Below are 24,056 nucleotides of genomic sequence, written 5' to 3'. Positions count from 1 at the left end.
CCTGGGTGGCCGGATCATAAAGAGATGAAGCGGCCATGACATCTACGCCGGCGGGTCGGGCGCCAGCTGCTCCCCGGCCTGTTCCAGCAGGACGGCGGCGTCGGTCATGCACCGCCGGAGGTCGGGTTCGAGCTCCGTGAGGGCGAGCACGCGGGAGAACCCGGCCCCGCGCTGCTCGGCGGGCGTGAGCTCGTTCCTGCCGCACACCGCCACGACGGGGCAGCCGTGGGCGGCGGCGAGCCGGGCCACGCCGACGGGCGTCTTGCCGGACAGGCTCTGCGCGTCGAGGCTCCCCTCACCCGTGATGACGAGCTCGGCGCCGTCGAGCCGGCCTGCGAGACCGACGAACTCCAGGACCACGTCCACCCCGGGGCGGCGGGCGGCGCCGAGGACCGCCAGCGCCGCGTACCCGGTGCCCCCGGCAGCACCGGCGCCCGGGGCGCGGGAGAGGTCGGCGGCACGCGGACCGAGTGCGGCGCCGAGGACGGAGACGAACTGCGCGAGGCCCGCGTCCAGGGCCAGGACGTCCTCCGGCGTCGCGCCTTTCTGCGGGCCGAAGACCGCCGCCGCTCCGGCCGGGCCGAGGAGGGCGTTGTCCACATCGCTGGCGAGGATCATCGTCGTGTGGCCCAGCCGGGCGTCGAGGCCGGTCAGGTCGATCCGGGTCAGATCTTGCAGGGCGGCTCCTCCCGGGGCGAGCTCCTCGCCGTCGTCGTCGAGCAGGCGCGCCCCCAGTCCCCGCAGCAGCCCCGCCCCGCCGTCCGTGCAGGCGCTGCCACCGACGCCCAGCACGATCCGGGTGCACCCGGCGTCGAGCGCGTGGCCGAGCAGCGCTCCGGTGCCCTCGCTGGTCGCATCGAGTGGGCGGGGCGTACCACCGGGGAGGAGGGCGAGGCCGGACGCGGCGGCCAGTTCGACGACGGCGTGCGTCCCCCGGATCCCGAGCGCCGCCCGCACCGGCTCGCCCGTCGGTCCTGGGACCTCGAACCAGCGCTGCCCGTAACCGGCGGCGAACGCAGCCTCCAGGGTGCCCTCGCCGCCGTCGGCCATCGGGACCTCGACCACGTGGAGCTCCGGAATCCGCCTCCGCAGTCCGTTCGCCACGTGACGGGCCACCTCGGGCGCGGACAGGGAACCCCTGAACTTGTCGGGGGCGACGACGACACGCCTCGGCCTAGGCGAGTTGACCGCAGGCACCGGCGCCGGAGCGTGCTCCGGATCGGGCACCGGATCGTGCGCCGCGGCGATCATCAGACCAGCGAGCGCAGCACCTTGGCGGCGCCGTCGTCGTACACGCTGCCCGTCACCTCGGACGCCATCGCGCGCACCTCCTCCGGTGCCTGGCCCATGGCCACACCGCGCCCTGCCCACTGGAGCATCTCGACGTCGTTGCGCCCGTCGCCCACGGCGACGGTGTTGTCGGGGTGCGTCCCGAGGCGCTGCCGGAGCACCTCGAGGGCGCTGGCCTTCGTGACACCGGAGGCCGCGATGTCCAGCCACGCCGTCCAGCCGACGGAGTAGGTGACGCCGTGCAGTCCGATCGAGGCGACGGCGTCACCGAAGTCCTCGGCCGATGAATCGGTGCTGAAGACCACCACGCGCACAGCCCGGCTCGTGAGCATTTCCTCGAAACCGACGCTCTGGGTCTCCGCGCCGAAGCTGGCGTCCTGGAAACTCTCGGTGGCGAGGAATCTGCCGCGGTCGTCCTCGAGGGCGTACTTGGCCGTGGGCAGCCTCTCGCGTAGCGCCGTCAGTGCGGGCTTCGGGTCGAAGGTGATGCGTTCGAGAACCTCGAAACCGCCTGGGAGGCCGGCGTCGAGACGCAGCGTGACTCCGCCGTTCGAGCACACGGCGAATCCCCGTGTGATGCCGAGCAGACGGATTACCGGAAGGGTGGCTCCGAGGGAGCGTCCGGTGGCGATGATGACGTCGTGTCCCGCCTCGACGACGGCCCGGGCGGCGGCGCGCACCTCGTCCGTCATCGACCCGTCGTGGTCCACGAGCGTGCCGTCGACATCCAGGGCGACGAGGTGCCTACGGGTGGTCTCCTGCTGGTCGTCGTTGCCAGCACTGGTCAAAGTGGTCATACTCCAGTGAACCAGACACCACCGACGCCCGGGGCGGGCGGCCTAGAGGACAGGGAGGATTTCCAGTCCGTTCAGGTACGGACGCAGCGCGGCGGGCACCGTGATCGATCCGTCGGCGTTCTGGTGATGCTCCAGGATCGCCACGATCCAGCGTGTCGTCGCGAGCGTGCCGTTGAGCGTGGCGACGGCCCGTGTGCTCTTCCGGCCTTCGCCGTCCTGCCGTTCACGGATGTTCAGGCGCCGGGCCTGGAACGTGGTGCAGTTCGAGGTGGACGTGAGCTCGCGGTAGTCGCCCTGGGTGGGGACCCACGCCTCGCAGTCGAACTTGCGGGCCGCGGACATCCCGAGGTCACCGGCGGCCGTGTCGATGACACGGTAGGGAAGCTCCACCTTCGCGAGCATCTCCTCCTCCCAGGCGAGCATGCGCTCGTGCTCCGCGGCCGCGTCCTCCACCGTGGTGTAGGTGAACATCTCCACCTTGTTGAACTGGTGGACCCTGATGATCCCGCGGGTGTCCTTCCCGTGGGATCCGGCCTCCCGGCGATAGCAGGAGGACCAGCCCGCGTACCGGACGGGGCCGGCGGTGAGATCGATGATCTCGTCGGAGTGATACCCGGCCAGCGCCACCTCCGAGGTTCCCACGAGATACAGGTCGTCCTCGGCGAGCCGATAGATCTCGGCGTCGTGCGCCACGTCGAAACCGGTGCCCTGCATGATCTCAGGGCGTACGAGCGTGGGGGTGATCATGGGTGTGAAGCCGGCCTCGATCGCCTGGTCGAGCGCCATGCGGAGCAGCGCCAGCTCGAGCCGTGCTCCGACACCCTTCAAGAAGTAGAAGCGCGAGCCCGAGACCTTCGCCCCGCGTTCCATGTCGATGGCACCGATGAGCTCGCCGAGCTCCAGGTGATCACGCGGCTCGAACCCCTCGGCGGCGAAATCGCGCGGAGCACCGACGGTCTTGACCACCACGAAGTCCTTTTCCAGCCCCTCGGGAGTGCCGTCCTGGATCAGGTTCGGCAGCGCGCGCAGCAGGGCGTCCTGCTCCGCCGAGGCCTCATCCGCGTCCGCGGCCGCCGTCCTCACCGCGGCGGCCAGGTCCCTGACCTCGGCCAGGAGGGCCTGCTTCTCCTCCCCTGACGCCTGGGCCACGCGCTTGCCGAAGGCGTTCTGCTCGGCCCGGAGGTTCTCGGAGGACGTGACGGCCTCGCGGCGGCGGGTGTCCGCGGCCAGCACGGCGTCGACGATCGACTCGTCCGCCCGGCGGGCGCGCTGCGAGGCTCGGTACTGCTCGGGATGCTGGCGGAGGTCGTTGACGTCGATCACACCATGAAGCCTACCGAATGCGCCGGGACCGGCGGCCGCGGCGGTACTGCCGCTAGGGTGGAAGACCATGGGCCGTAAACTGCTTGCCGGAACGGCCGCCGCCTCCGCGGCCGCAGCATCCCTCCGGTCGTACTGGTCCGTGAGACGACTCCGGCAGACCCGCGAAGCCACAGCGTCCGTGAACCGGCCGATGCCGGTCGCGGAGGGCCCCACCCGCGTGGCCCTGATCGTGAATCCGTCCAAGCTGCAGGCCGACACCACGCGCCGACTCGTGGTGGACGCCTGCGCCGCGGCGGGCTGGGAGCCTCCGCTGATCCTCGAGACCACGATCGGGGATCCCGGCACAGGCCAGGCCGAGCACGCGCTGGACGCGGGGGCCGACGTCGTGCTCGCTGCGGGCGGCGACGGGACGGTGCGGGCCGTGGCGCGGGCCCTGGCGCACAGCCCCGCCGCCCTCGGCCTGCTCCCGCTGGGTACGGGCAATCTGCTGGTACGGAATCTGGGACTGCCGTACAACGACATAGCCGGCTGCCTCGAACTGGCGCTCCACGGCTACGAGCGGCGCATCGACCTGGGTCTGACCACGATCCGCAACGACCGTACGCAGTCCAGCTCCGAGCATCTCTTCCTCGTCATGGGCGGCGCCGGATTCGATGCGACAGTTGTCACCGAGGCGAGGCAGGACCTCAAGGAGAAATTCGGGTGGCTCGCCTACAGTGAGGCCGGTGTGCGGCACCTGCCGGGCCGACGTCGACGCATCTCGATCAGCCTCGACGGCCGGCCCCCACAGACCCGCAAGGTGCGGAGCCTGCTCGTGGCCAACTGCGGCAAGCTCCCGGCGGGAGTGGACTTCGTGCCCGACGCCGTGATCGACGACGGCTACCTGGACGTGGTGGTGCTCAGCCCCCGCAGCCTGCTCGGCTGGACGTGGATGGCCGCGAAGATCCTCCTGCGTCATCGCGGCGGCATCCCGGTGATCAGCTACTACCGCGTGCGGGAGATCACCGTGTGGTCGGCGGAGCCGATCGCCACGCAGCTCGACGGCGATCCGTCCGGATTCGCCACCTCGCTGACGTCCCGGGTCGATCCGGACGCACTGATGGTCCGGGTGCCGTCACCGGCTCCCGGACCATCGGGGTCCACCGCCGTGCAGGCGCGACGCGTGTCGCGGCAGGACCGGCGAGGATTGCTGCGCCGGTCCTAGCCCTCGCTGTCCGTGTACTCGCCCTGTCCCTCGGGCTCGTCGACGAGCGGCGCGTCCTTGTCGGTGTACGCGCCCTCCTCGGCGGGGTCCTGGGCGGAGGTGTAGCCACCGGAGCGGCCCTGGGGTTCGGCGCTGGTGTAGTCGCCCTGGTCGTCCACCGGATCGGCCTGCTCGCTGATGAGCTGCTGCTCCTCCGCGAAGCGCAGGTCGTTGCCCTGGTCGCCGGCGTCGCCTGGACGGTTGGGGTCCGACGTGGAGGCGCGGCCCGCGTCGGGGTTCACAATGTGTCCGTCATGACTGTTCTCGGTCATCATGCTGCCTTTCATCGGAGGATGCGCTGCGTGAGCGCCCATGCCAAGCGTACTGACGATCGGGGCGGCGACAAAGGCGGGCGCCGGTCCATCGCTCAGTCACGCAGGAGTTCCTGCACCGCTTTCTCCGAGGCCGAGTACGTGGCGATCGGGATGACCTCCCCGCTCATGAAGCGGTCCACGAGGCGTGGGTCCACATAGGAGCTCCTGGCCACGGTGGGCGTGTTCCCGAGATGGTCGGCGACGGCCCGCATGGTGCTGGACACGGCCTTCTGGCGCGCGGTGCGGCTGGTGGCCTTCAGATCCTCCTTGGCGAGGGCCATGGCGGCGACGACCGTGGCCTGCCAGGTCCGGAAATCCTTCGCCGTGAAGGGTCCGCCCGTGACCTGGCGCAGGAACTCGTTGAGCTGTGAGCCGTCCACATGGTGCCAGGACCCGTCCTCCGACTGCCACGCGAGCACGGTGTCGGCGCCCTCGCGCTCGAGCATGGGGCGCAACGCCGTCGCCAGATCGTCGTCCTCCAGGCGCGTGTCCCAGTGCTGGCCGCTCTTGCCCGGGAAGTCGAAGGTGATTACGTCCGCCTCGACCGTGCAGTGCTCCACGAGCAGTGTGGTCACGCCGAAGGAGCCGTTGGTCTCCGCATACTGCGCCGAACCGATCCTCAGGGCACCGGAGTCGACGATTCTCAGGGCCGCCGCGAAGGCCCGCTCACGGCCCACGCCGTCGCTGCGCAGGTGCTGCGTGATGACGCGGCGGGCGCTGGTCAGTTTGGCTCCGAAATCGAGGGCGCGGTCGAACTTCTCGCGGTCCTTCTGCTCACGCCAGGACGGGTGGTACAGATACTGCCGCCGGCCCGCCTCGTCCTTGCCGATCGCCTGGACGTGCCCGTTCGGGTACGGGGCTATCCAGACCTCCCGCCACGCAGGTGGGATCACGAGGTCCTTGATGCGCTCGATCTCGTCCTTGTCCTGGAGGAGACTTCCGTCCGGAGCGCGATAGCTGAAGCCCTTGCCGTGGCGGCGACGGGTGACCCCGGGCCTACGCGTGTTGCTCCGGCGCAATCGAGCCATCGGGGAACCGGCCTTCCGGGTCGGGGTGGTGGTCGATCGTAAGCCTACTGTGCTTGCGTGCCCTCCGACCGGCCGGTTCCGGCGCCCCGGAGGATCCCGCCGAGCCAGGCTCCGGCCGCGTCGAAAGCGGCGTCGGAGGTATGGCGCCCGATCGGGGACGAGCGGCGGTCGGCGCGGGCGTAGGACCCGAGGAAGCGCAGGCCCGGACTGATCCGGTGCAGCCCCTTGAGGGCGTCCGCCACCCTCGCGTCCTCGATGTGGCCGTCGGCGTCCACGCTGAAGAAGTAGTCGCCGAGGAACTGCCCGGTGGGCCGGGATTCGATCCGGCTGAGATTCACCCCGCGGGCCGCGAACTGATCGAGGATCTGCATGAGGGCACCCGGGTGGTCCACCGGCAGGGGGATCACGAGGGTGGTCTTGTCGGCTCCCGTGCGCGGTGTCAGGGCATCCGGTCCGCCCACGAGGACGAAGCGGGTGACGGCGTCGGAGACGTCGCCGATGTCCTCCGCCAGGACGGTCAGACCCAGCCGGTCGGCCAGCAGCGGCGAGCAGATGGCGGCGTCGAAGGAGTCCTCCCCGTCGGCGAGGCCTGCGGCCGCGGCGGCGGTCGACGTCGACGGAATGTATTCCGCGTCGCGTACATGCTTGTCCGCCCAGGCCCGGCACTGGGCCCAGGCATGGCCATGGGTCGCGATGCGGCGGACATCCGCCAGGGCGGTACCCGCCCTGGCCACCAGGACGAAGGTGATCGGCACGAGTTCCTCACGGACGATCCGCAGCGGATCACCGACGGCGATGGCATCGAGGGTGGCACTCACACCGCCCTCCACCGAGTTCTCGATGGGCACCATGGCGGCATCGACGGCTCCGGACCGGACGGCGTCGAGCGCGGAACCCACGGTCGATGCCGGGACGCGGCGCGCGGCGTCGGCCCCGGGCACCTGGAGCAGGGCCGTCTCGGTGAAGGTGCCCTCGGGGCCCAGGTAGGCGTAGGAGGTGCTGCCGGTCACAGGACGGTCGGCTCGTTGTCCCCCTCGGACACCATCGGCTTGCCCTCCTCGAGCCACGAACCCATGCCGCCCGTAACATTGATGGCGGTGTAGCCGTTGCCCTCGAGCCACTCCGCTGCCCGCTGCGAGCGCCCGCCCGAACGGCAGATCACATGGAGGTCCTCGTCAGGATCGAGTTCATCCACTCGCGCGGGGAGGTCGTCCAGCGGGATGTGCAGGGCGCCGTCGATGTGCCCGGCCTCCCACTCGTAGTCCTCTCGGACGTCGAGGATGCGGGCATCCTTCGGAACAGCGGTCACCGGTACATTCTGGAGTTCACTCATGGACCCACCTTTTCACGACCCGCCGGGGTGCCGCCAGACGCGCCGTGGTGCCCCGACCCCGCCCGGCGCCTCCCCTGACCCGCTGGCTCCTATAGTGGTGCTTGTCTCCCGCAGGGCCCGTGGCACGGCGGGTCCCGTGACTGCCCGCCTCCCACTGGAGCCCCATGAGCGATCCGCACGAACTCTCCGCACTGTCCCTCCAGGACGCCCTGGCCCGTGGGGCGCTCAGCGCCCGCGAGGTGACGGAGCACTTCCTGCGCCGCATCGACGCCCTGAACCCGGAGCTGGGCTCGTTCATCACCATCACGCACGACGACGCCCTGCGCGCTGCCGACCACGCGGATCGGCTGCGCTCGTCCGGGGTGGAGCTGGGTCCACTGCACGGCATGCCCCTGGCGCACAAGGATCTCACCGACGTCGCCGGTGTGCGGACCACCCTCGGGACCGCGGCGCTCGATCCGACCATCGCACCGAAGGATGCCCCGCTCGCCGCTGTGCTGCGCCGCGCCGGGGCCATCAGTCTCGGCAAGACGCAGGTACCCGAGTTCGGTCTGAGCTCCTACAGCGAGAACCGCCTGGCGCCGCCGGCCCGCAATCCGCTCGACCGTCGCCGGAGCCCCGGCGGCTCCTCGGGAGGCAGCGCCGCCGCGGTGGCCGCCGGGATGCTCCCGTTCGCACCCGGGACCGACGGCGGCGGCTCGGTCCGCATTCCCGCGGCCGCGACCGGGCTGGTGGGGCTCAAACCGAATCGCGGCCGTGTGCCCTCGGGGTCGGGACAGGCCGATCTGGGCCAGTTCGTCGTCGCCGGGCCCCTCGCCCACTCCGCGGTGGACGCGGGCCTGCTGCTCGACGCCCTGGTGCGTGAGCCGAACTACCGGCCGACGAGCGCGGCCTCACGGCATCCGGGTTCCTTCACCGATGCCGCCCTGCGTGCCGAGGGACGCTTCCGGATCGGCGTCAGCACCGCGTCCCCGTTCTCCGCAGCGATGGACATCGACCTGGACAGCGCCGCGGTGGACGCCCTGCGCTCCGGGATCCAGCTGCTGCAGAATGCGGGCCACGACGTCGTCGACACCGATCTGACCTACGACTCCCGGTACCACGAGGCGTTCCAGCTCGTCTGGACCGCAGGACTGGCCACACTGCCGATCCCCTCCGATCGGGAGCACCGACTGACGGACCTCACACGGGTTCTCCGCCATCGCGCCCTCGGCCGGAGCGCGGCCGAGCTGGCAGGTGCGATCGACGTCCTGCGCGCCTTCGAGCACGACACCATCCGCCAGTACTCGGCGTACGACATGATCCTGACGCCGGCGCTCGCCATGACGCCGCGCTCCATCGGCTGGTACACGGATGCCGACGGCGACACGGACTATGTGCGCCAGTGCCAGTACTCCCCATTCACCTCGATGGTCAACGTCTGCGGGCTCCCGGCCGTGACGGTACCCATCCTGACCCTCCCCGACGGGCTCTCGATGAGCGTGCAGCTCATCGGCCGCCCGGGCGAGGAGGCGGAGCTGCTCGCCCTGACCGCCCAGCTCGAGGCGGTGCGCGGGTAGCCGGCACGCTTGCTTCGCCCGGTGACGGGCGGCACCATGGAACGAATGAGCACCTCCCAGCGGACCACCGCTCCCGACGGCAAGACCTTCTTCGGCCATCCGCGGATGCTGGCGAACCTGTTCAGCGTGGAACTCTGGGAGCGCTTCTCCTTCTACGGCATGCAGGCCCTGCTGCTGTACTACATGACCTACTCCCTCGCCGAGGGAGGGCTCGGCTTCGCCTCCGGCACCGCGGCCGGACTGGTCGGGGCCTATGGTGGCGGGGTCTACCTGTCCACCATCCTCGGCGCCTGGGTCGCGGACCGCATCCTGGGATCCGAGCGTGTGCTCTTCTTCTCGGCGATCATCATCATGTTCGGCCATATCGCGCTCGCCCTGCTGCCCGGGGTGGTGGGCCTGTCGATCGGCCTCGTCCTCGTCGGCGTGGGATCGGGCGGGCTGAAGGCCAATGCGTCGTCCCTCGTGGGTGCGCTCTACGAACCCGGCGACACCCGCCGGGACGCGGGCTTCTCCATCTTCTACATGGGCATCAACATCGGCGCCCTGGTGGGACCGCTCCTGACCAATCTGGCGTGGGCCACGTACGGCTTCCACGTGGGGTTCGGACTCGCCGCGGTCGGCATGGCTGCCGGGCTCATCCAGTACTCCCTGGCCCGGCGGAAGCTGCCGGCCGCCGCGCACGAGGTGGAGGATCCCCTTCCCCGCGCGGCCTACGCGCGGTGGACCGGCATCGCCGTCGGGGTCCTGGTGCTCCTGGGCGTGGTCCTGGCCACCGGGCTCCTGAACGCCGGGAATCTCGCCGAGATCATGGCGTACACGGCGATCGCGGCGACGATCGCCTACTTCGCGGTGATCCTCTCGAGCCGCAAGGTCAGCGCCGTGGAACGACGCCGGGTGTACTCCTTCATGCCGCTCTTCCTGGCCAGCGCCGCATTCTGGTCGCTGTTCCAGCAGCAGTTCACCGTGGTGGCGCTGTACTCGGAGAGCCGCCTCGACCGGACCATCCTCGGCTGGGAAATGCCCCCTGGCATGGTGCAGTCCATCAACCCCATCTTCATCATCGTCTTCGCCGGGGTCTTCGCGGCAGTCTGGACGCGACTGGGTGAGCGCCAGCCGTCGTCGCCGGTGAAGTTCTCCCTGGGCCTGATGGTCATGGGCCTGGCGTTCCTCGCGTTCATCCCGTTCGCGGGGGGCGGGCCGAACAGCACACCGCTGATAGCGCTCGCCGCCATCCTGCTGCTGTTCACATGGGCCGAACTCTTCATCTCCCCGATCGGCCTGTCCATCACCACCAAGCTGGCGCCCGAGGCGTTCCGCACCCAGATGCTGGCGCTGTTCTTCCTCTCCATCTCGCTCGGCACCACCGTCTCCGGTCTGCTGGCCGGCTTCTACTCGGCGGAGACAGAGGTCCCCTACTTCGCGTTCAGCGGCATCACCGCCATCGTGCTCGGAGGAGCCCTCCTCGCGAGCGCGCCCGTGATCCGCAAGGCGATGAGCGGTGTCCGCTGACCTGGCTTCCCTCGAAGACCCCGGATCTGCACCGACGTCGCCCTGTCCCGCCGCCCACCAGGACCGGAACGGCTCCCCTATCCACTGAGCAGGCCAGGCCAATGTGCCCTGTTGCGTGACCGCCCGTGATCCCACAGACTTCTACCCACCGGTAACATCGTGACCGGCCGCTGCCGCGCTACGCATGATCGAAGGAGATCGAGTGACGAACCTCGCCAACAACCTGGTGTCCACCGCAACGAGGAGCCCCTCCGCGGTGGCCATCAAGCTCGACGACGTCGAGGTCACCTTCGGCGCGCTGGAGCAGCTCAGCCAGAAGGTCGCGACGATCCTCGGCGAGTACGGTGTCCAGCGGGGCGATCGCGTAGCGCTGATGATGCCGAACATCCCGCAGATGGCCTTCGTCTACTACGGCGTGCTGCGGACCGGGGCCGTGGTCGTTCCCCTGAATCCCCTGCTGAAGGGCCGCGAGGTGGCCTACCACCTGACGAACTCGGGCGCGAAGCTCGTCTTCGCCTGGGAGGGCGTCATCGCCGAGGCGACCGCCGGCGCCGAGGCCTCCGCCGAGGAGAGCGATTCCGGAGTGGACGTGGTGACCGTGGACAGCGGCGCCTTCATGCAGCGCGTCTCGGCGGCCGAGCCGGCACCGGAGGTCGTGGACCTCGACGGCGACGACACCGCCGTGGTGCTGTTCACCTCCGGGACCACCGGTCGGCCGAAGGGTGCCACTCTCTCCCACACCAATCTTTCGCGGAATGCCGAGATCTCCCGGGACCTGATGGGGATCAAGGAGGGCGAAGTGCTCTTCGGGGGCCTGCCCTTCTTCCACATCTTCGGTCAGACGTGCGCCCTGAACGCCTCCGTCCTCACCGGCGCCACCGTGACCCTCCTGCCGCGGTTCGAGCCGGGCAAGGCACTGGAGATCATCGCGCGCGATCACGTGACCATCTTCGAGGGCGTGCCCACCATGTACGTGGCGATGCTGCGCACCCCCAGCGTCTCCTCCACCGATCTCTCCTCCGTCCGGGTGGCCGTCTCCGGCGGTTCCGCACTACCCGTCGAGGTACTGCACGAGTTCGAGCGGGTGTTCAAGGCCGATCTGCTCGAGGGCTACGGCCTGTCCGAGACCTCCCCGATCGTGAGCTTCAACCGCGTGGGGGAGCTGCGCAAGCCCGGCTCCATCGGAACCCCCGTGGAGGGCGTGGAGGTCCGCATGCTCGACGGCGAGGGCAACGACGTACCCCAGGGCGACGTCGGCGAGCTCTCCGTACGCGGCCACTGCGTGATGAAGGGCTACTGGGAGAACGAGGAGGCCACGAAGACCGCGATCCCCGACGGCTGGTTCCGCACGGGCGATCTGGCGCGCTTCGACGAGGACGGTCTGATCTTCATCGTCGACCGCAAGAAGGAAGTGATCCTGCGCGGCGGGTACAACGTCTACCCGCGGGAGGTGGAGGAAGTGCTCTACGAGCACCCGGCCGTGGCCGAGGCCGCCGTCATCGGTGTGCCGGACGAGCTGCACGGCGAGGAGATCGTGGCAGTCATCGGCCTCAGGGCTGAGCATGCCCCCGCCGACGATACCGCGGCCGAGGCCCTCTCGAACGAGATCATCGCGTTCGCCAAGGACCGGGTGGCCGCGTACAAGTACCCGCGCCGCGTCGTGATCGTCGACGCCTTGCCCAAGGGCCCCACGGGCAAGATCCTCAAGCGCGAGATCGCGGTCTAGTCGAGACGCTCTTCCCGGCAGGGTTCCTGCCGGGAGGAGCGAGGCCGGGGAGGGGGCGACTCCCCGGCCTCAGCGCGGCGGGTACCGCGGCGGGGATCACCTGCCCGGCGGCCGGGTCGTGAAGCGGTGGATCAGGCTTCGGAACCCTTGTTGTCCGCCTCGAAGCCGGGGGCCACCTCTTCCTCGGGGTCCGGTCCGCCGTAGCCGCCCTCGGTCTGCTCATCGAGCCCGCCGGCCTGCTCCGCGCCCTGCTCGCCGGGATCGTTGTCGGGGGTCTCGCTCTGGTTCTCGCTCATCTCGGTACCTTCCGTGCGGCGTCCGCTCCCTGGTCGGGGGCTGATCCTCAGCTTACTGACGATCATTGCCCCGGCAAGCCGGAGCGGTCGGGGCGCTCGGGGGAAGACGCAGCGGGCCTACGGGTGTAATCGGACCTGTTCTTTGACATGCTGGGGCCATGGCCAACCGAGCGGGCACCGTAGCCCTTCCCAGCGACCTCGTCGACATCACCAGCTTGCTCGACGCGTACTTCGACGTCGAACCCGACCTGACGGATCCCGCCCAGCGCGTGGCGTTCGGGACCTCCGGTCACCGCGGGTCGTCGCTGAAGTCCTCCTTCAACGAAGGGCACATCCTGGCGATCACGCAGGCGATCGTGGAGTACCGGGCGGGCCAGGGCATCACCGGGCCGCTCTTCATGGGCAAGGACACGCACGCCCTGTCCGAACCGGCGCAGAACACGGCCCTCGAGGTCCTCGCGGCCCATGGGGTCACGGTGCTGATCGACGCGCGGGGCGCCTACACCCCCACCCCCGCGGTCAGCCACGCCATCCTCGGCTACAACGCGAAGCACACGGAGCAGTCCGACGGCATCGTCATCACCCCCTCGCACAACCCGCCCGGTGACGGCGGTTTCAAGTACAACCCGCCGCACGGCGGGCCGGCCGACTCCGCCGCCACCACGTGGATCGCGAACCGCGCCAACACGCTCCTGGAGGGCGGGCTGCGCGACGTCAAGCGCATGCCGCTCGCGCAGGCACGTACGGCGGAGGGTATCGACAGCTACGACTTCCTGCAGCATTACGTCGAGGACCTCCCCTCCGTGCTGGATCTCGACGCCATCCGCTCCGCGGGCGTCCGCATCGGAGCCGATCCCATGGGCGGTGCCTCCGTGGACTACTGGGGGGCCATCGGCGAGCGCCACGATCTCGATCTCACGGTGGTCAATCCCACGGTGGACCCGCAGTGGGCCTTCATGACCCTGGACTGGGACGAGAAGATCCGCATGGACTGCTCGTCGCCCTACGCCATGGCCTCCCTGATCGGGCAGGCGGACCGGTTCGACATCTCCACGGGCAACGACGCCGACGCCGACCGCCACGGGATCGTCACCCCCGACGCCGGTCTGATGAATCCCAACCACTATCTGGCCGTCGCCATCCAGTACCTCTACGCGAACCGCCCCGACTGGCGGCAGGACGCGGCGATCGGCAAGACCCTCGTGTCGTCGTCGATCATCGACCGCGTCGCCGCCGATCTCGGCCGCGTGCTGCAGGAGGTCCCCGTGGGCTTCAAGTGGTTCGTCCCCGGCCTGCTCAGCGGCGAGCTCGCCTTCGGTGGTGAGGAGTCCGCCGGCGCCTCGTTCCTGCGGCTCGACGGGACGGCCTGGTCCACGGACAAGGACGGCATCCTCCTGGCCCTGCTGGCGTCGGAGATCACAGCCGTGACGGGCAGGACGCCGTCGCAGCACTACGCCGGTCTGACCGACCGGTTCGGGGCGCCCGTGTACGCGCGGATCGACGCCGCCGCCACGCGTGAGCAGAAGGCCGCCCTCGGCAAGCTCTCGCCGTCGGACGTCTCCGCCACCACGCTCGCCGGGGAGGAGATCACGGCGCGTCTCACGGAGGCACCGGGGAACGGCGCGCCCGTGGGCGGGTTGAAGGTCACCACGGAGAACGCCTGGTTCGCCGCGCGCCCCTCGGGCACCGAGGACGTCTACAAGATCTACGCGGAATCCTTCAAGGGCGAGGAGCACCTGGCCCAGGTCCAGGCCGAGGCGAAGGCCCTGGTGGACGGCGTCATCGGCTGACGCGCGACGTCGCCCGCTCCTCAGAGGAGCTTGCGCAGCAGCTTCCGCTTGATCGGACCGAAGGGCGGGTACGCGAGGCGGAGCGTGTCCATCCTGGTGGGCTTGGAGAACACGGACTGCCGGTGGCTGAACGTCCGGAAGGACTCGTACCCGTGGTAGCTGCCCATCCCGCTCGTGCCGACGCCGCCGAACGGCAGACCCGGGACCGCGAGCTGGATGGTGCTCACGTTGTGGGCCAGTCCGCCGGCCTGGACCCGCTGCGTGAATTCGGTCAGGTGCTCCCCGCTGTCACTGAACAGGTACGCCGCCAGAGGGTGCGGGCGCGCGGCGATGAACTCGATGGCCGCGTCGAGATCCACCACCTCGAGGATGGGCAGGAGCGGCCCGAAGATCTCCTCCTGCATGAGCGCCGACCCCGGGTCCACCTCGCGCAGGATGGTCGGCTCGAGGTACCGCTCGGCGCGCTCGTGCCTGCCGCCGGAGACGATCCTGCCGTCGGGCAGCAGCTTCACGAGCCGGTCGAAGTGGTCGTCCGTGATGATCCGCCCGTAGTCGCCCGACTCCCGGGGATCGCTGCCGTAGAACTCCCGCACCGCCTCGGCCAGCGCCTCGGCGAGCGCGGGCGCCCGGTCCGGCGTCGTCAGGACGTAGTCGGGAGCCACACAGGTCTGCGCGGCGTTCATGAACTTGCCGTGCGCGAGGCGCCTGGCCATGGTGCGCAGATCGCCGTCCAGGACGACGGCGGGAGACTTGCCGCCGAGTTCGAGGGTGACGGGCGTCAGGTGCTCGGCCGCGGCCTTCATCACGATCTTCCCCACACGCTCGCCCCCCGTGTAGAAGATGTGGTCCCAGGCCTGCGCCAGCAGGTCGGTGCTCACCTCGACCCCGCCCTCGACGACGGACACCGCCGAACGGTCGAGGTAGAGCGGCACCAGGCGCGCGAGCGCCGTCGACGTGGCCGGAGCCAGCTCGCTGGGCTTGATCACCGCGGCGTTGCCCGCGGCAAGGGCGCCGACGAGCGGGGCCAGGACCAGCTGCATGGGGTAGTTCCAGGGTCCGATGATCAGCACGACGCCGAGCGGCCTCGCCTGGGTCCAGGCCCGCGCAGGGCGCAGCCCGCCCGGGACGGAGACCTTCTCGGGTTCCATCCAGGAGTCCAGGTGCTTGAGGGCGAAGTCCAGTTCGGCCCGCACCACGGCCACCTCGGAGAGGAAGCCCTCCGTGCGGCTCTTGCCGAGATCCTCCTCGAGGGCGCCGGTCAGCTCGTCCTCTTTTTCGGAGAGCAGGCGCAGGAAGGCCTCGAGCTGCCCCCGGCGCCACTCGACGGGACGAGTGGCGCCGGTGTCGAAGAACCGGCGGTGGTCGGCGAGGAGTGTTGCGGCGTTCATCGGTCTGCCTTCTGATCGGTGCTGGTGCTCACCGGGCGCCCGGTGAACTTCTCCATGGAGCTGTAGACCCGGAAGACGCGGCCGGCAACGACGTCCCACACCGGCTGCGGCAGGAGATTGCGCAGGGTGCCGGCGAGCTGGACGGTCCAGGGCAGCTGTACGCGGGCCCTGCCCTCGAGGGCTCCGCGCCAGGCCTTGTCCACCACGTACTCGGGTTCCATGAGCGGCGTCATGAGCGGGCCGCGCGCCCCCTCGAACATCCCGGTCTTGATGTAGCTGGGGATCAGGGTGGTGACGGCGATGGGGTGACCGGCCTCGACCAGCTCCAGGCGCAGCGAGTCGCTCCACCCGATCATGGCCCACTTGGTGGCCGCGTACACGCTCATCCGCGGGACGGCCAGGGTTCCCGAGGCCGACGCGATGTTCAGGATGCTGCCCGGGGTGCCGCGTTCGATCATGGCCGGGAGGAAGGCCCGCGTCACGTGCATCGGTCCACCGAGATTGATGTCCAGGGTGGCGTCGATGTCGGTGGTGTGATCGTGCTCCCAGAAGTACTTGCCACGGACTATCCCCGCGTTGTTGACGAGCATGTCGGGCACCCCGACGTCGTTCAGGACCGACTGCGCCGCTGCCTGGATCGACTCGAGGGACGCGACGTCCACCACGTAGCTGTGCAGCGCGGTCGCCGTCGAGGTCAGGGAGGTCACCACGTCCTCCAGGGCGTTCCCGTCCACGTCCCACAGGACGACGGCGGCAGCTCCCTCCTGGATGGCGCGTTCCACGTAGAGCCTGCCCATACCGCGGCCCGCTCCGGTGACCAGGACGGTCCGTGCCGTGATGCTGAATGTCATCATCTGCCCTTTCTCTGGCTGTTCTGCAACGTAGCATCGAAGCCCGCGCGCTGCCGGTAGGATTTCCCGGGACCCCCGCGATCGCCTTCGGAAGGCAGACCCATGAGCATACGAGGTATCGGCTGGACTCTCCACGGGGACGGCCGGAACGTGCGGGCAGGCGGGTTCGTGGCTCCCGACGAGCGCCTGAGCTGGCCCCGGACCATCGGTATCGGCGCGCAGCACGTGGTGGCGATGTTCGGGGCCACCTTCCTCGTCCCGCTGATCACCGGCTTCCCGCCCTCCACCACGCTCCTGTTCTCCGGCATCGGCACGCTCCTGTTCCTCGTCATCACGGCAGGGCGGATCCCCAGCTATCTCGGCTCGAGCTTCGCCTTCATCGCCCCGATCGCCGCAGCCCAGTCCCAGCACGGGGCCGCGGGCGCCCTGGGCGGCATCATCATGGCCGGCGCCGCCCTGGCCGTGATCGGGTTCATCGTGCACACCGCCGGCGCCCGATGGATCCAGGTGGCCATGCCCCCCATCGTGACGGGCTCCATCGTGGCCCTGATCGGCCTCAACCTGGCGCCCACGGCCAAGGCCAGCTTCGACCAGGCACCCCTCACCGCACTGGTCACGGTGCTCGCGATCCTGCTCGTGACCGTCCTGTTCAAGGGCATTCTCGGGCGGCTGTCGATCCTCGTCGGCGTGCTCGCCGGGTACGCCGTCGCCCTGCTCCGCGGGGAGGTGGATCTCGCCGCGATCGGCGCCGCGGCCTGGATCGGCCTGCCGGACTTCGCTGCTCCCGAGTTCCATCTCTCCGTCGTCGGGCTGTTCATCCCCGTGGTCCTCGTCCTCGTGGCGGAGAACATCGGTCATGTGAAGTCGGTGGCCGCGATGACCGGCCGCGACCTGGATCCCCTGACCGGCCGGGCCCTCATGGCGGACGGGCTGGCCACCATGATCGCCGGCGCCGGTGGAGGCTCCGGCACCACCACCTACGCCGAGAACATCGGCGTCATGGCGGCTTCGCGCGTGTATTCCACCGCCGCGTACTGGGTGGCCGGCATCGTCGCGATCCTGCTGAGCCTGTTCCCCAAGTTCGGTGCGCTGATCGCCACCGTCCCTCCCGGGGTGCTGGGCGGTGCGGGCGTGGTCCTCTACGGGATGATCGGGATCCTCGGGGTGCGCATATGGGTGCAGAACCAGGTGGACTTCTCGAATCCGATCAATCTGTCCACGGCCGGCGTGGCGCTGGTGATCGGCATCGCGGACTTCACGTGGGTGATCGGCGAGCTGACGTTCGCCGGGATCGCCCTCGGGACGGCGGCTGCGCTGCTGATCTTCCACGGCATGACGGCGATCGCCCGGATCCGCGGCAGCGAGCACGTCGCCGGTCCCGAGGAGCTCGAATCGAGCGACCACGGCAGCAGACCCTCGAAGCTCGGCTGACCGGCTGCGTGGAACAATGAGCCGCATGCTGTGCCTTCCCGCCCTGCCCGGTGTTTCATGAGCAGCGCCCATGACCAGTGAACTCTGGGCCTCCTCCGCCTGGCGTCGGGAGGCCGAGCAGTGGATCGACACCGCGCTCGGGGCCCTCGAGGTGCGGCGCACCGGGCCCGCCGAGCAGCCGCGCATCAGATTCTGGTCCACCCAGCTCGCGGTGCCCACGGATCACGGCACGCTGTGGTTCAAGGAGAACAACCCCGGACAGCTCGCCGAGGCCTCTATCCTGTCGGTCCTCGGCGACCTCGCACCGGACCGCGTGGCTGCCCCGCTGGTCATCGAGGCCTCCCGAGGGTGGATGCTCACCGCGGACTACGGGGTCACCGTGGACAGTCTCGGTCCGTCCGATCCTGCCCTCTGGGCGCGGATCGCGGTGGACTTCGCCGAGCTGCAGCGGATCGTCGCACCCCACGGGGACCAGCTCGCCGGGGCAGGGCTGGTCATCATGAACCCCGAGGTGGCCGTGGACTTCGTCCAGAACCAGCTGCAGCTCCACACGAGCATTCCGGCCGGGCACCCGATGCACCTGTCCGTGGAGGAGGCGGCCGACGTCGTCGCGCGCCTCCCGGCGATCGCCGCGGCCGTGGACGTGCTGCGCTCCGTGCCCGTGCCGCTCTCGCTCGACCACAACGACCTGCACGGTGGCAACTGCTTCCTCCCGGGAACCGGCGAGGAGCCGCTGCGCTTCCTGGACTTCGCGGACTCCTACTGGGCGCATCCGTTCAGCGCGCTGCTCGTGCCGATCATGCAGATGCGCGAGCAGTGGGGGACGACGCCGGACGATCCGCGGATCGACGCGGTCGTCACGTCGTACCTCGAGCGGTGGACGGACCATGCACCGCTGCCGCAGCTGCGCGCCGCCGTCGAGCCCGCCCTTGCGCTGGCCGGGGTGCATCGGTATGCCTCGTGGCTGCGCCTGCTCGTGCACGCCGACGAGGAATCCCTGCGTGAATACGCACCGACGGCACTGCGGCATCTGCGGACGCTGGGTGACCCGGTGCTCTAGGTCCTGCGCGGTTCTACGCTGTTGTCGGCAGGACGGAGGTGGGGTGCTCCTGTGCGGCGCACGCAGGAGTCCTTCAGACCGGCCAGGTCTCCTGCCGGTAGGCAGCATCCCAGAACATCCACTCGTACTGGGTGGCCCGGTGGAATGCCGCATGCATGCGCGTCACCGTGCTGGGGTCGGCCAGGCCGGCGAGGTGATCCACGATGGTGCGGGCGGTGTCGGTGGCGGCGGTGAAGTCCGGATCGTCGTAGGCGCCGATCCAGTCTCCGTAAGGATGCGTACCGAGGTCACCGGCAACGGCTCTGAGCCGGCTGCCGATGTCGTCGTAGATCCAGAAGCACGGCAGGAGGCCGGCCGCGAGGACCGGGTAGCTCCCCGATGCCGCGAGGCTCAGCAGGTAGGAGGTGTAGGCGACCGTGGTCGGTGAAGGCTCGACGACGGCAAGATCGCCGATGTGGTTGGCGTGCAGCTGCCGTTCGACGTCGATCACTTCCCGCGTGGATCGGGCCCAAAAGACCATCTCCTGCGACGACTGGGCCTGAGCGGCTGCCGCGGCCAACACCCGGCCGTACTCGGCCAGGTACAGCGCATCCTGGGCGAGGTAGTGGCTGAAGATTTCTTCCGGCAGGGTGGCGTCGGCCAGCTGACGCAGGAACGGCAGCGCGTCGATCGCCTCGCGGACCCCTGCGGTGCGATGCCATGCCACGGCGCTGAACACGGCGGGGTCCTCGCCGGCGCGGATGATGGTCTCGGCCATGGTGTGCAGGCTGCTCATCGGACGATGTCCTTCCTGTGGTGCTGGTTCCTCCAGATGTCGTGGCAGTGGTGCACAGGGCCGGGGCCGTGTCCGATGCGGAGCGCGTCCGCGGCCTGCAGGGTGCCGGTGAGCCAGATCTTAGCTTGGCGTGTGGCCTCCAGGAGGGAATCGGTGGACGGTGCCAGTGCGGCGATCGCGGAGGAGAGGGCGCACCCAGTGCCGTGGCTGTTGGCTGTAGGGATCCGTGGGGCTGTCAACATTTGCTCGCCCTCGTCGTCGAGCCAGACGTCGGTGGCGTGGGTGTCGCTACCGAGGTGACCGCCCTTGACCAGCACCCGGGAAGCGCCCATTCCCTGGAGCGTTGCAGCCTGGGCCCGCATGGTGTCGAGGTCCTCGGCGGGGTCGGTATCGAGCAGGACGGCGGCTTCGGGGAGATTGGGGGTGATCAGGGAGACGTGCGGTATCAGTCGACGCATCGGTCCGATGGCGTCCTCTGCCAGTAACCGGGAACCGGCGGTGGAGACCATGACGGGGTCGAGGACGAGGACCGGCACGGTGTCGGCGCGCTCCTCGAGAAAGTCCAGGATGGTTCTGATGGTGGCCGCGGAGGCGAGCATGCCGATCTTGGCGGCGTCGAGCGCGATGTCGTCGACGAGAGTGTCCAGTTGAGCGCGGACGAAGTCGGCGGGGACTGTATGGACACCGGTGACTCCCCGGGTGGACTGGGCAGTCAGCGACGTGAGGACCGCGGTGCCGTAGGCGCCGAGTGCGGAGAAGGTCTTCAGATCGCCCTGGACGCCGGCCCCGCCGGAGGGGTCCGAGCCGGCAATCGTCAGGACGACAGGTGGGCGGAAGTTCATGGCCGGCCGTCCCAGGCCGACCGGATGTCCGATGCGGCACCCGCTGGGTCCTGAGCGGAGCACACCGCTGACACCACTGCCACGCCGGCCATCCCACTCCGGCGCAACGCACCGGCATCTCTCGCGGTGAGACCGCCGATCGCGACGACCGGCCACGGGCTCGCGGCAGCCACCGCGGCGGCTCCGCCGAGACCGGTCACAGGGCCGTGGTCGGGCTTGGTACGTGTCGGCCGGACCGGTCCGACGCCGAGGTAGTCAACAACGCCGTCGTCGAACTCCCGGGCGGCGCCGACGTGCTCGATCGTGCTGACCGACAACCCCACGATGGCGTCAGGGCCCAGCAGATGCCGGGCCCGGTCGGGCGGCAGGTCGCGCTGACCGACATGGACACCGTCGGCGCCGATGGCCCGGACGAGGTGGACCCGGTCATCGATGATCAGCGGCACCCCTGTCCCCGCCAACACCTGACGCACTGCCAGGCCGAGTGCGACGAAGTCCGCGTCGGTGGCGCCCGGATCACGCAGCTGCACCAACGTGACCCCGCCGGCGACCGCGGCCTCCACCGTCGCAGGCACCCCCCGCGGGCCACACAAACCAGTGTCGGTGACGAGGTAGAGGCTGAGATCCAGCGGCCGGGCGGTCATCGGAGCACCACCCTGTCGACCAGCTCCTGCGGGTCAAGAGAGGCGAGGGAATCCAGCAAGGCCACGGCGAAGCTCCCCGGTCCAGCCACACGTTCGGCCGCGATATCGGCGGCCACCGTGTACGTCGCGGTCGCGGCCGTGGCAGCCAACAGTGGGTCGTCGGCAGTGGCGGCGAAAGCAGCCATGAGCGCACCCAATGCGCACCCGCCACCAGTGACTTTGGTGAGCCACGGATGTCCGTTGGCCACGCGCACCAGGCGAGTACCGTCGGTGAGGTGATCCACCGCTCCGGAGACCGCGACCACAGTGCCGTGCTGCTGTGCGAGCGACATCGCGACATCGACGGCGTCCTCGGCGGTGTCGACGCTCTCCGGGCCTCGCCCGCCGCCGCCCACACCGGACAGCGCGAGAATTTCTGAGGGATTGCCGCGGATGAGAGCCGGAGCGGCGAGCGCAAGGAGGTCGGAGGCGATCCGTGTACGCCAGAGGAGTCCGCCGACCCCGACAGGGTCGAGCACCCAGGGGGTGCCGGCCACTGCGGCCGCTCGCACCACGCCGTGCATGGCAGCCACCGTCTCCTCCTGGGGCGTGCCGAGATTGACGAGGACCGCATCGGCGACAGCGGCGAACGGTCCGGATTCCTCCGGGTTGTCCACCATCGCCGGGCTCGCTCCCGCAGCGAGCAGGACATTCGCCGTCCACTGAGCGACGACGATGTTCGTCAGACACTGCACCAGCGGAGCATGCCCGCGCATCGCGGTCAGTTGCTCCCCCACAGCGGCAGCGGAGAACCGGACAGCATGGACAGAACGAGGTGCCGACATGGGCGACGTTCCCTTCGCTAGTACGACCTAGATCAGGTTCAACGGGTTTGATCTCAGTCGTGCAGCACGACACCCCGCGTCACTCGGCAGCGTAGCAATGAGACCACTTCCGACACAATGGCCTGCACACACGACACTTCGGAGAGCGGTCGTCGTCGGGCAACGGCCCGCAGGCTGACGGGGAGTGGGCCTGCACTCGCGTACCCGACCCGCCCTCATCCGGCGGTGGATTGCAGCTCGCCCTGTCCCGTCTTGGTGCTCACGAGCTGCATCCTGAAATCACGGCGGGCCCCGAGGGCCAGGTGTAGGACCCCGGTCTACGGGCCTCCTCGGCCAACCAGGCCACGGTCATCCGGCAGACCTGCCCCTTGGTCCAGCCCCCGGCTCGGTCGCTCAACGACCAGCGGACGCTGGGTGACCCGGTGCTCTAGATCCTGCGCGGTTCTAGGCTATCGTCGGCAGGACGGGCAGCCCGGAGCTCCTGGCGGAGGCGCTTCGGTCGAACCAGTTCATCACCCAGGCCCGCAGCGCGACGGCGATCGGGATCAGGGCGAGGGAGGCGAGCAGCCCGAAAAGCATTGCGGGTCCTCCGATATTCGCGACGAAACCCATGTATGCACACACTCCGGCGCCGAGTACGGCCATGCCAGTGAGCGACGCCGCAATGACGTCGGCCCAGCGCCGCGCCTCGCCGGTCAACGCCTTGCTGGCCACAGCGATCGAGACGAGGTACCAGGCTGCCACGATCGCCAGTTCGAACCCGATCACTGCGATTATGAGGACCGCGATGGTCGGGGGTGCCAGGTGTGCGACTTCCGGGTAGGCGCCGGCCACACTGGAGCCGGCCCGTGGAATGACCACAACCTGAACCAGCAGGGCTGCGACGGTCCATAGCCCGAGGAAGAAACGGAGGGGAAGTGCTTCCTGCCTGGTCATGTCGCGATCCTCGTCCTCCGGCTGACGTCGGTCAACAGGGTGCCTACTTTCCCGACCGCCGTGCTCTCCCGAATGAGACCGTGCCCCTGGGACCAGTAGCCTCGTCTCGTGAGCGCCCATGCGAAGACGACCAACCCCGACTCCGACGACTCCCCGGGGACAGCTGCCCGCTTCGCCGGCGCCGTTGCACCGGCGGCGGCGTGGGCGTTCGTCTTCCTGCTCCTGCGAATCCTGGCCGTCTCCGGCTACGACTGGAACACCGCATTCGCGGTGAGCACCACCATCAGCTTCAGCGATGGGCTCGCCCTTCTGGTCGGGACGCTCATGGCCGGATACCTGCTGGTGGCGATTCTCCTGATCGGGGTCCTCCCGCTGCTGGTCGCCACCCTCGTGTGGTCGTCCCGCGGGCGTCAGGCCGTCGTCGTGCTCTCCACCGTCCTGGCCGCGGTGACCATGATCGCCCTGACCGTGAGCTTCCAGATCGTGTGGCTGCCCATTTCGGCAGCGGCCGTGTTCGGGATGTTCGCCCTCATCCGCATCCTTCCGGAGGAAAGCAGTATGCGACGCATCTTCTCCAGCGCAATGACCAGCGTCGGCTGGGTCACCGGCGTCGCCGTCCTCTTCGTCGCGGCCCTCGTCCAGACGCCCTGGGTACCCGAGGAACAGATCGGCACCACCGACGGCACCATCACCGGCTACGTCCTGAGCGTCGATTCGGGCTTCGTCAATATTCTCACCGAGGACCACACCTTCATGATCCTCATCAGCGGCGACATCACCTCACGCGACTGAAACCAGAGGTCGGCACCCTGGACGGCCACCGGCAAAAATGGCTCGTTTTCGGACGCCGGTGGCACGAGTGCGTCGGGCTGCATCTTCGCGTCCCAGGACGATGCACTCACGCGGGTGTAGCCCGTGTGCCCCATCTCAGCGATCCGTCCCACAAAGTCCTAGCGACAGGAGCGCTGAGACACTTCACGGTGAGGCGACTTTCTGAGACAGTCGACGCCCCTATACCTAGCGGAAGCTCTTCGGCTTCGACGGAGATGAATGCCTGTCTCGGAAACCTGTAGGTTATGAGGCACTCGAAGTGGGCG

General features: G+C 69.4%; 23 protein-coding genes and 1 riboswitch. Of the genes, 8 read left to right on the top strand and 15 right to left on the bottom strand.

Translation table 11 applies throughout. The features are described from left to right. Window positions 1–42: 42 nt before the first annotated feature. From FQ377_RS04165 to serS, 3 genes are read right to left on the bottom strand one after another with little or no spacing between them, the layout of a single operon-like run. Window positions 43–1,251: a glycerate kinase gene (locus FQ377_RS04165; protein WP_148599925.1), complete on the bottom strand. Its 1,209-nt coding sequence runs from the start codon at window positions 1,249–1,251 to the stop codon at window positions 43–45. Next, window positions 1,251–2,087 carry an HAD family hydrolase gene (locus FQ377_RS04160; protein ID WP_148599924.1) on the bottom strand — a complete coding sequence of 279 codons (837 nt, stop codon included), beginning with the start codon at window positions 2,085–2,087 and terminating at the stop codon, window positions 1,251–1,253. The genes FQ377_RS04165 and FQ377_RS04160 overlap by 1 nt, the downstream gene beginning before the upstream one ends. A 42-nt stretch (window positions 2,088–2,129) precedes the next feature. Then, a complete protein-coding gene (serS, locus tag FQ377_RS04155; protein WP_148599923.1) occupies window positions 2,130–3,410 on the bottom strand; it encodes a serine--tRNA ligase in 1,281 nt (426 codons plus the stop codon). A gap of 67 nt (window positions 3,411–3,477) precedes the next feature. On the opposite strand from serS, the gene FQ377_RS04150 reads away from it, so the two are divergent. Next, window positions 3,478–4,614: a diacylglycerol/lipid kinase family protein gene (locus FQ377_RS04150; protein ID WP_148599922.1), complete on the top strand. Its 1,137-nt coding sequence runs from the start codon at window positions 3,478–3,480 to the stop codon at window positions 4,612–4,614. On the opposite strand, the gene FQ377_RS04145 is transcribed toward FQ377_RS04150, so the two are convergent. The 4 genes from FQ377_RS04145 to FQ377_RS04130 all read right to left on the bottom strand — a co-directional run bounded on the left by FQ377_RS04145 (window position 4,611) and on the right by FQ377_RS04130 (window position 7,328). Continuing rightward, the gene (locus tag FQ377_RS04145) at window positions 4,611–4,928 is read right to left on the bottom strand and encodes a hypothetical protein (protein ID WP_148599921.1); all 318 of its coding nucleotides are present in this window, start codon (window positions 4,926–4,928) and stop codon (window positions 4,611–4,613) included. The genes FQ377_RS04150 and FQ377_RS04145 overlap by 4 nt on opposite strands. Window positions 4,929–5,020: 92 nt before the next feature. Continuing rightward, window positions 5,021–5,995: a DNA topoisomerase IB gene (locus FQ377_RS04140; protein WP_148599920.1), complete on the bottom strand. Its 975-nt coding sequence runs from the start codon at window positions 5,993–5,995 to the stop codon at window positions 5,021–5,023. Between the two features lie 44 nt (window positions 5,996–6,039). Beyond that, window positions 6,040–7,005, bottom strand: a complete 966-nt coding sequence (pheA, locus tag FQ377_RS04135) for a prephenate dehydratase (protein WP_148599919.1) — start codon at window positions 7,003–7,005, stop codon at window positions 6,040–6,042. Next, entirely contained in the window at window positions 7,002–7,328 is a 327-nt protein-coding gene (locus tag FQ377_RS04130) for a rhodanese-like domain-containing protein (RefSeq protein ID WP_148599918.1), read from the bottom strand. The genes pheA and FQ377_RS04130 overlap by 4 nt, the downstream gene beginning before the upstream one ends. 164 nt (window positions 7,329–7,492) lie before the next feature. Between FQ377_RS04130 and FQ377_RS04125 the strand changes: the two genes are divergently transcribed. The 3 genes from FQ377_RS04125 (at window position 7,493) to FQ377_RS04115 (ending at window position 12,122) form a co-directional block, all read left to right on the top strand. After that, a complete protein-coding gene (locus tag FQ377_RS04125; RefSeq protein WP_148599917.1) occupies window positions 7,493–8,887 on the top strand; it encodes an amidase in 1,395 nt (464 codons plus the stop codon). A gap of 45 nt (window positions 8,888–8,932) precedes the next feature. After that, complete coding sequence (locus FQ377_RS04120; RefSeq protein WP_148599916.1) at window positions 8,933–10,396, top strand: peptide MFS transporter; 1,464 nt, start codon at window positions 8,933–8,935, stop codon at window positions 10,394–10,396. 202 nt (window positions 10,397–10,598) lie between these two features. Next, window positions 10,599–12,122 (top strand): long-chain-fatty-acid--CoA ligase, encoded by a 1,524-nt coding sequence (locus FQ377_RS04115; protein ID WP_148599915.1) that lies wholly within the window; start codon window positions 10,599–10,601, stop codon window positions 12,120–12,122. 131 nt (window positions 12,123–12,253) lie between these two features. Here FQ377_RS04115 and FQ377_RS14800 read toward each other — a convergent pair whose 3' ends face one another. After that, window positions 12,254–12,418 (bottom strand): hypothetical protein, encoded by a 165-nt coding sequence (locus FQ377_RS14800; RefSeq protein ID WP_187393245.1) that lies wholly within the window; start codon window positions 12,416–12,418, stop codon window positions 12,254–12,256. A 158-nt stretch (window positions 12,419–12,576) separates the two neighbouring features. Here FQ377_RS14800 and pgm point away from each other — a divergent pair, with 158 nt between their 5' ends. Beyond that, window positions 12,577–14,208, top strand: coding sequence for a phosphoglucomutase (alpha-D-glucose-1,6-bisphosphate-dependent) (gene pgm / locus FQ377_RS04110; RefSeq protein WP_148599914.1), 1,632 nt, complete (start codon window positions 12,577–12,579; stop codon window positions 14,206–14,208). Between the two features lie 20 nt (window positions 14,209–14,228). Here the strand turns inward: pgm and FQ377_RS04105 are convergent, their stop codons facing one another. Together FQ377_RS04105 and FQ377_RS04100 are read right to left on the bottom strand one after the other, a co-directional pair. Next, entirely contained in the window at window positions 14,229–15,596 is a 1,368-nt protein-coding gene (locus FQ377_RS04105) for an aldehyde dehydrogenase family protein (protein WP_148599913.1), read from the bottom strand. Beyond that, window positions 15,593–16,450 carry an SDR family NAD(P)-dependent oxidoreductase gene (locus tag FQ377_RS04100; protein WP_316245911.1) on the bottom strand — a complete coding sequence of 286 codons (858 nt, stop codon included), beginning with the start codon at window positions 16,448–16,450 and terminating at the stop codon, window positions 15,593–15,595. The genes FQ377_RS04105 and FQ377_RS04100 overlap by 4 nt, the downstream gene beginning before the upstream one ends. 99 nt (window positions 16,451–16,549) lie before the next feature. Here FQ377_RS04100 and FQ377_RS04095 point away from each other — a divergent pair, with 99 nt between their 5' ends. Further along, window positions 16,550–17,878 carry a uracil-xanthine permease family protein gene (locus FQ377_RS04095; protein ID WP_148599912.1) on the top strand — a complete coding sequence of 443 codons (1,329 nt, stop codon included), beginning with the start codon at window positions 16,550–16,552 and terminating at the stop codon, window positions 17,876–17,878. 70 nt (window positions 17,879–17,948) lie between these two features. Beyond that, window positions 17,949–18,938, top strand: coding sequence for a phosphotransferase family protein (locus FQ377_RS04090; RefSeq protein ID WP_148599911.1), 990 nt, complete (start codon window positions 17,949–17,951; stop codon window positions 18,936–18,938). 73 nt (window positions 18,939–19,011) lie between these two features. Here the strand turns inward: FQ377_RS04090 and FQ377_RS04085 are convergent, their stop codons facing one another. From FQ377_RS04085 to FQ377_RS04065, 5 genes are all read right to left on the bottom strand, one after another. After that, entirely contained in the window at window positions 19,012–19,713 is a 702-nt protein-coding gene (locus FQ377_RS04085; RefSeq protein WP_148599910.1) for a TenA family protein, read from the bottom strand. Next, window positions 19,710–20,555 (bottom strand): bifunctional hydroxymethylpyrimidine kinase/phosphomethylpyrimidine kinase, encoded by an 846-nt coding sequence (gene thiD, locus FQ377_RS04080; RefSeq protein WP_148599909.1) that lies wholly within the window; start codon window positions 20,553–20,555, stop codon window positions 19,710–19,712. The genes FQ377_RS04085 and thiD overlap by 4 nt, the downstream gene beginning before the upstream one ends. After that, window positions 20,552–21,199: a thiamine phosphate synthase gene (thiE, locus tag FQ377_RS04075; protein ID WP_148599908.1), complete on the bottom strand. Its 648-nt coding sequence runs from the start codon at window positions 21,197–21,199 to the stop codon at window positions 20,552–20,554. Before thiE ends, thiD begins: the two co-directional genes overlap by 4 nt. Further along, complete coding sequence (thiM, locus tag FQ377_RS04070; RefSeq protein WP_148599907.1) at window positions 21,196–22,023, bottom strand: hydroxyethylthiazole kinase; 828 nt, start codon at window positions 22,021–22,023, stop codon at window positions 21,196–21,198. Before thiM ends, thiE begins: the two co-directional genes overlap by 4 nt. Continuing rightward, window positions 22,015–22,110: riboswitch (TPP riboswitch) on the bottom strand. Its footprint overlaps the gene before it by 9 nt. A gap of 357 nt (window positions 22,111–22,467) precedes the next feature. Beyond that, window positions 22,468–22,959 (bottom strand): DUF2975 domain-containing protein, encoded by a 492-nt coding sequence (locus FQ377_RS04065; RefSeq protein WP_148599906.1) that lies wholly within the window; start codon window positions 22,957–22,959, stop codon window positions 22,468–22,470. Between the two features lie 108 nt (window positions 22,960–23,067). Between FQ377_RS04065 and FQ377_RS04060 the strand changes: the two genes are divergently transcribed. Next, complete coding sequence (locus FQ377_RS04060; protein ID WP_148599905.1) at window positions 23,068–23,751, top strand: hypothetical protein; 684 nt, start codon at window positions 23,068–23,070, stop codon at window positions 23,749–23,751. Window positions 23,752–24,056: the final 305 nt, after the last annotated feature.

The sequence above is a fragment of the Arthrobacter echini genome, assembly GCF_008107445.1.
Classification (GTDB): domain Bacteria; phylum Actinomycetota; class Actinomycetes; order Actinomycetales; family Micrococcaceae; genus Arthrobacter_D; species Arthrobacter_D echini_A.
Note: the sequence above shows the minus strand (reverse complement) of the source record. Positions and strands in the feature narration are given on the sequence as shown.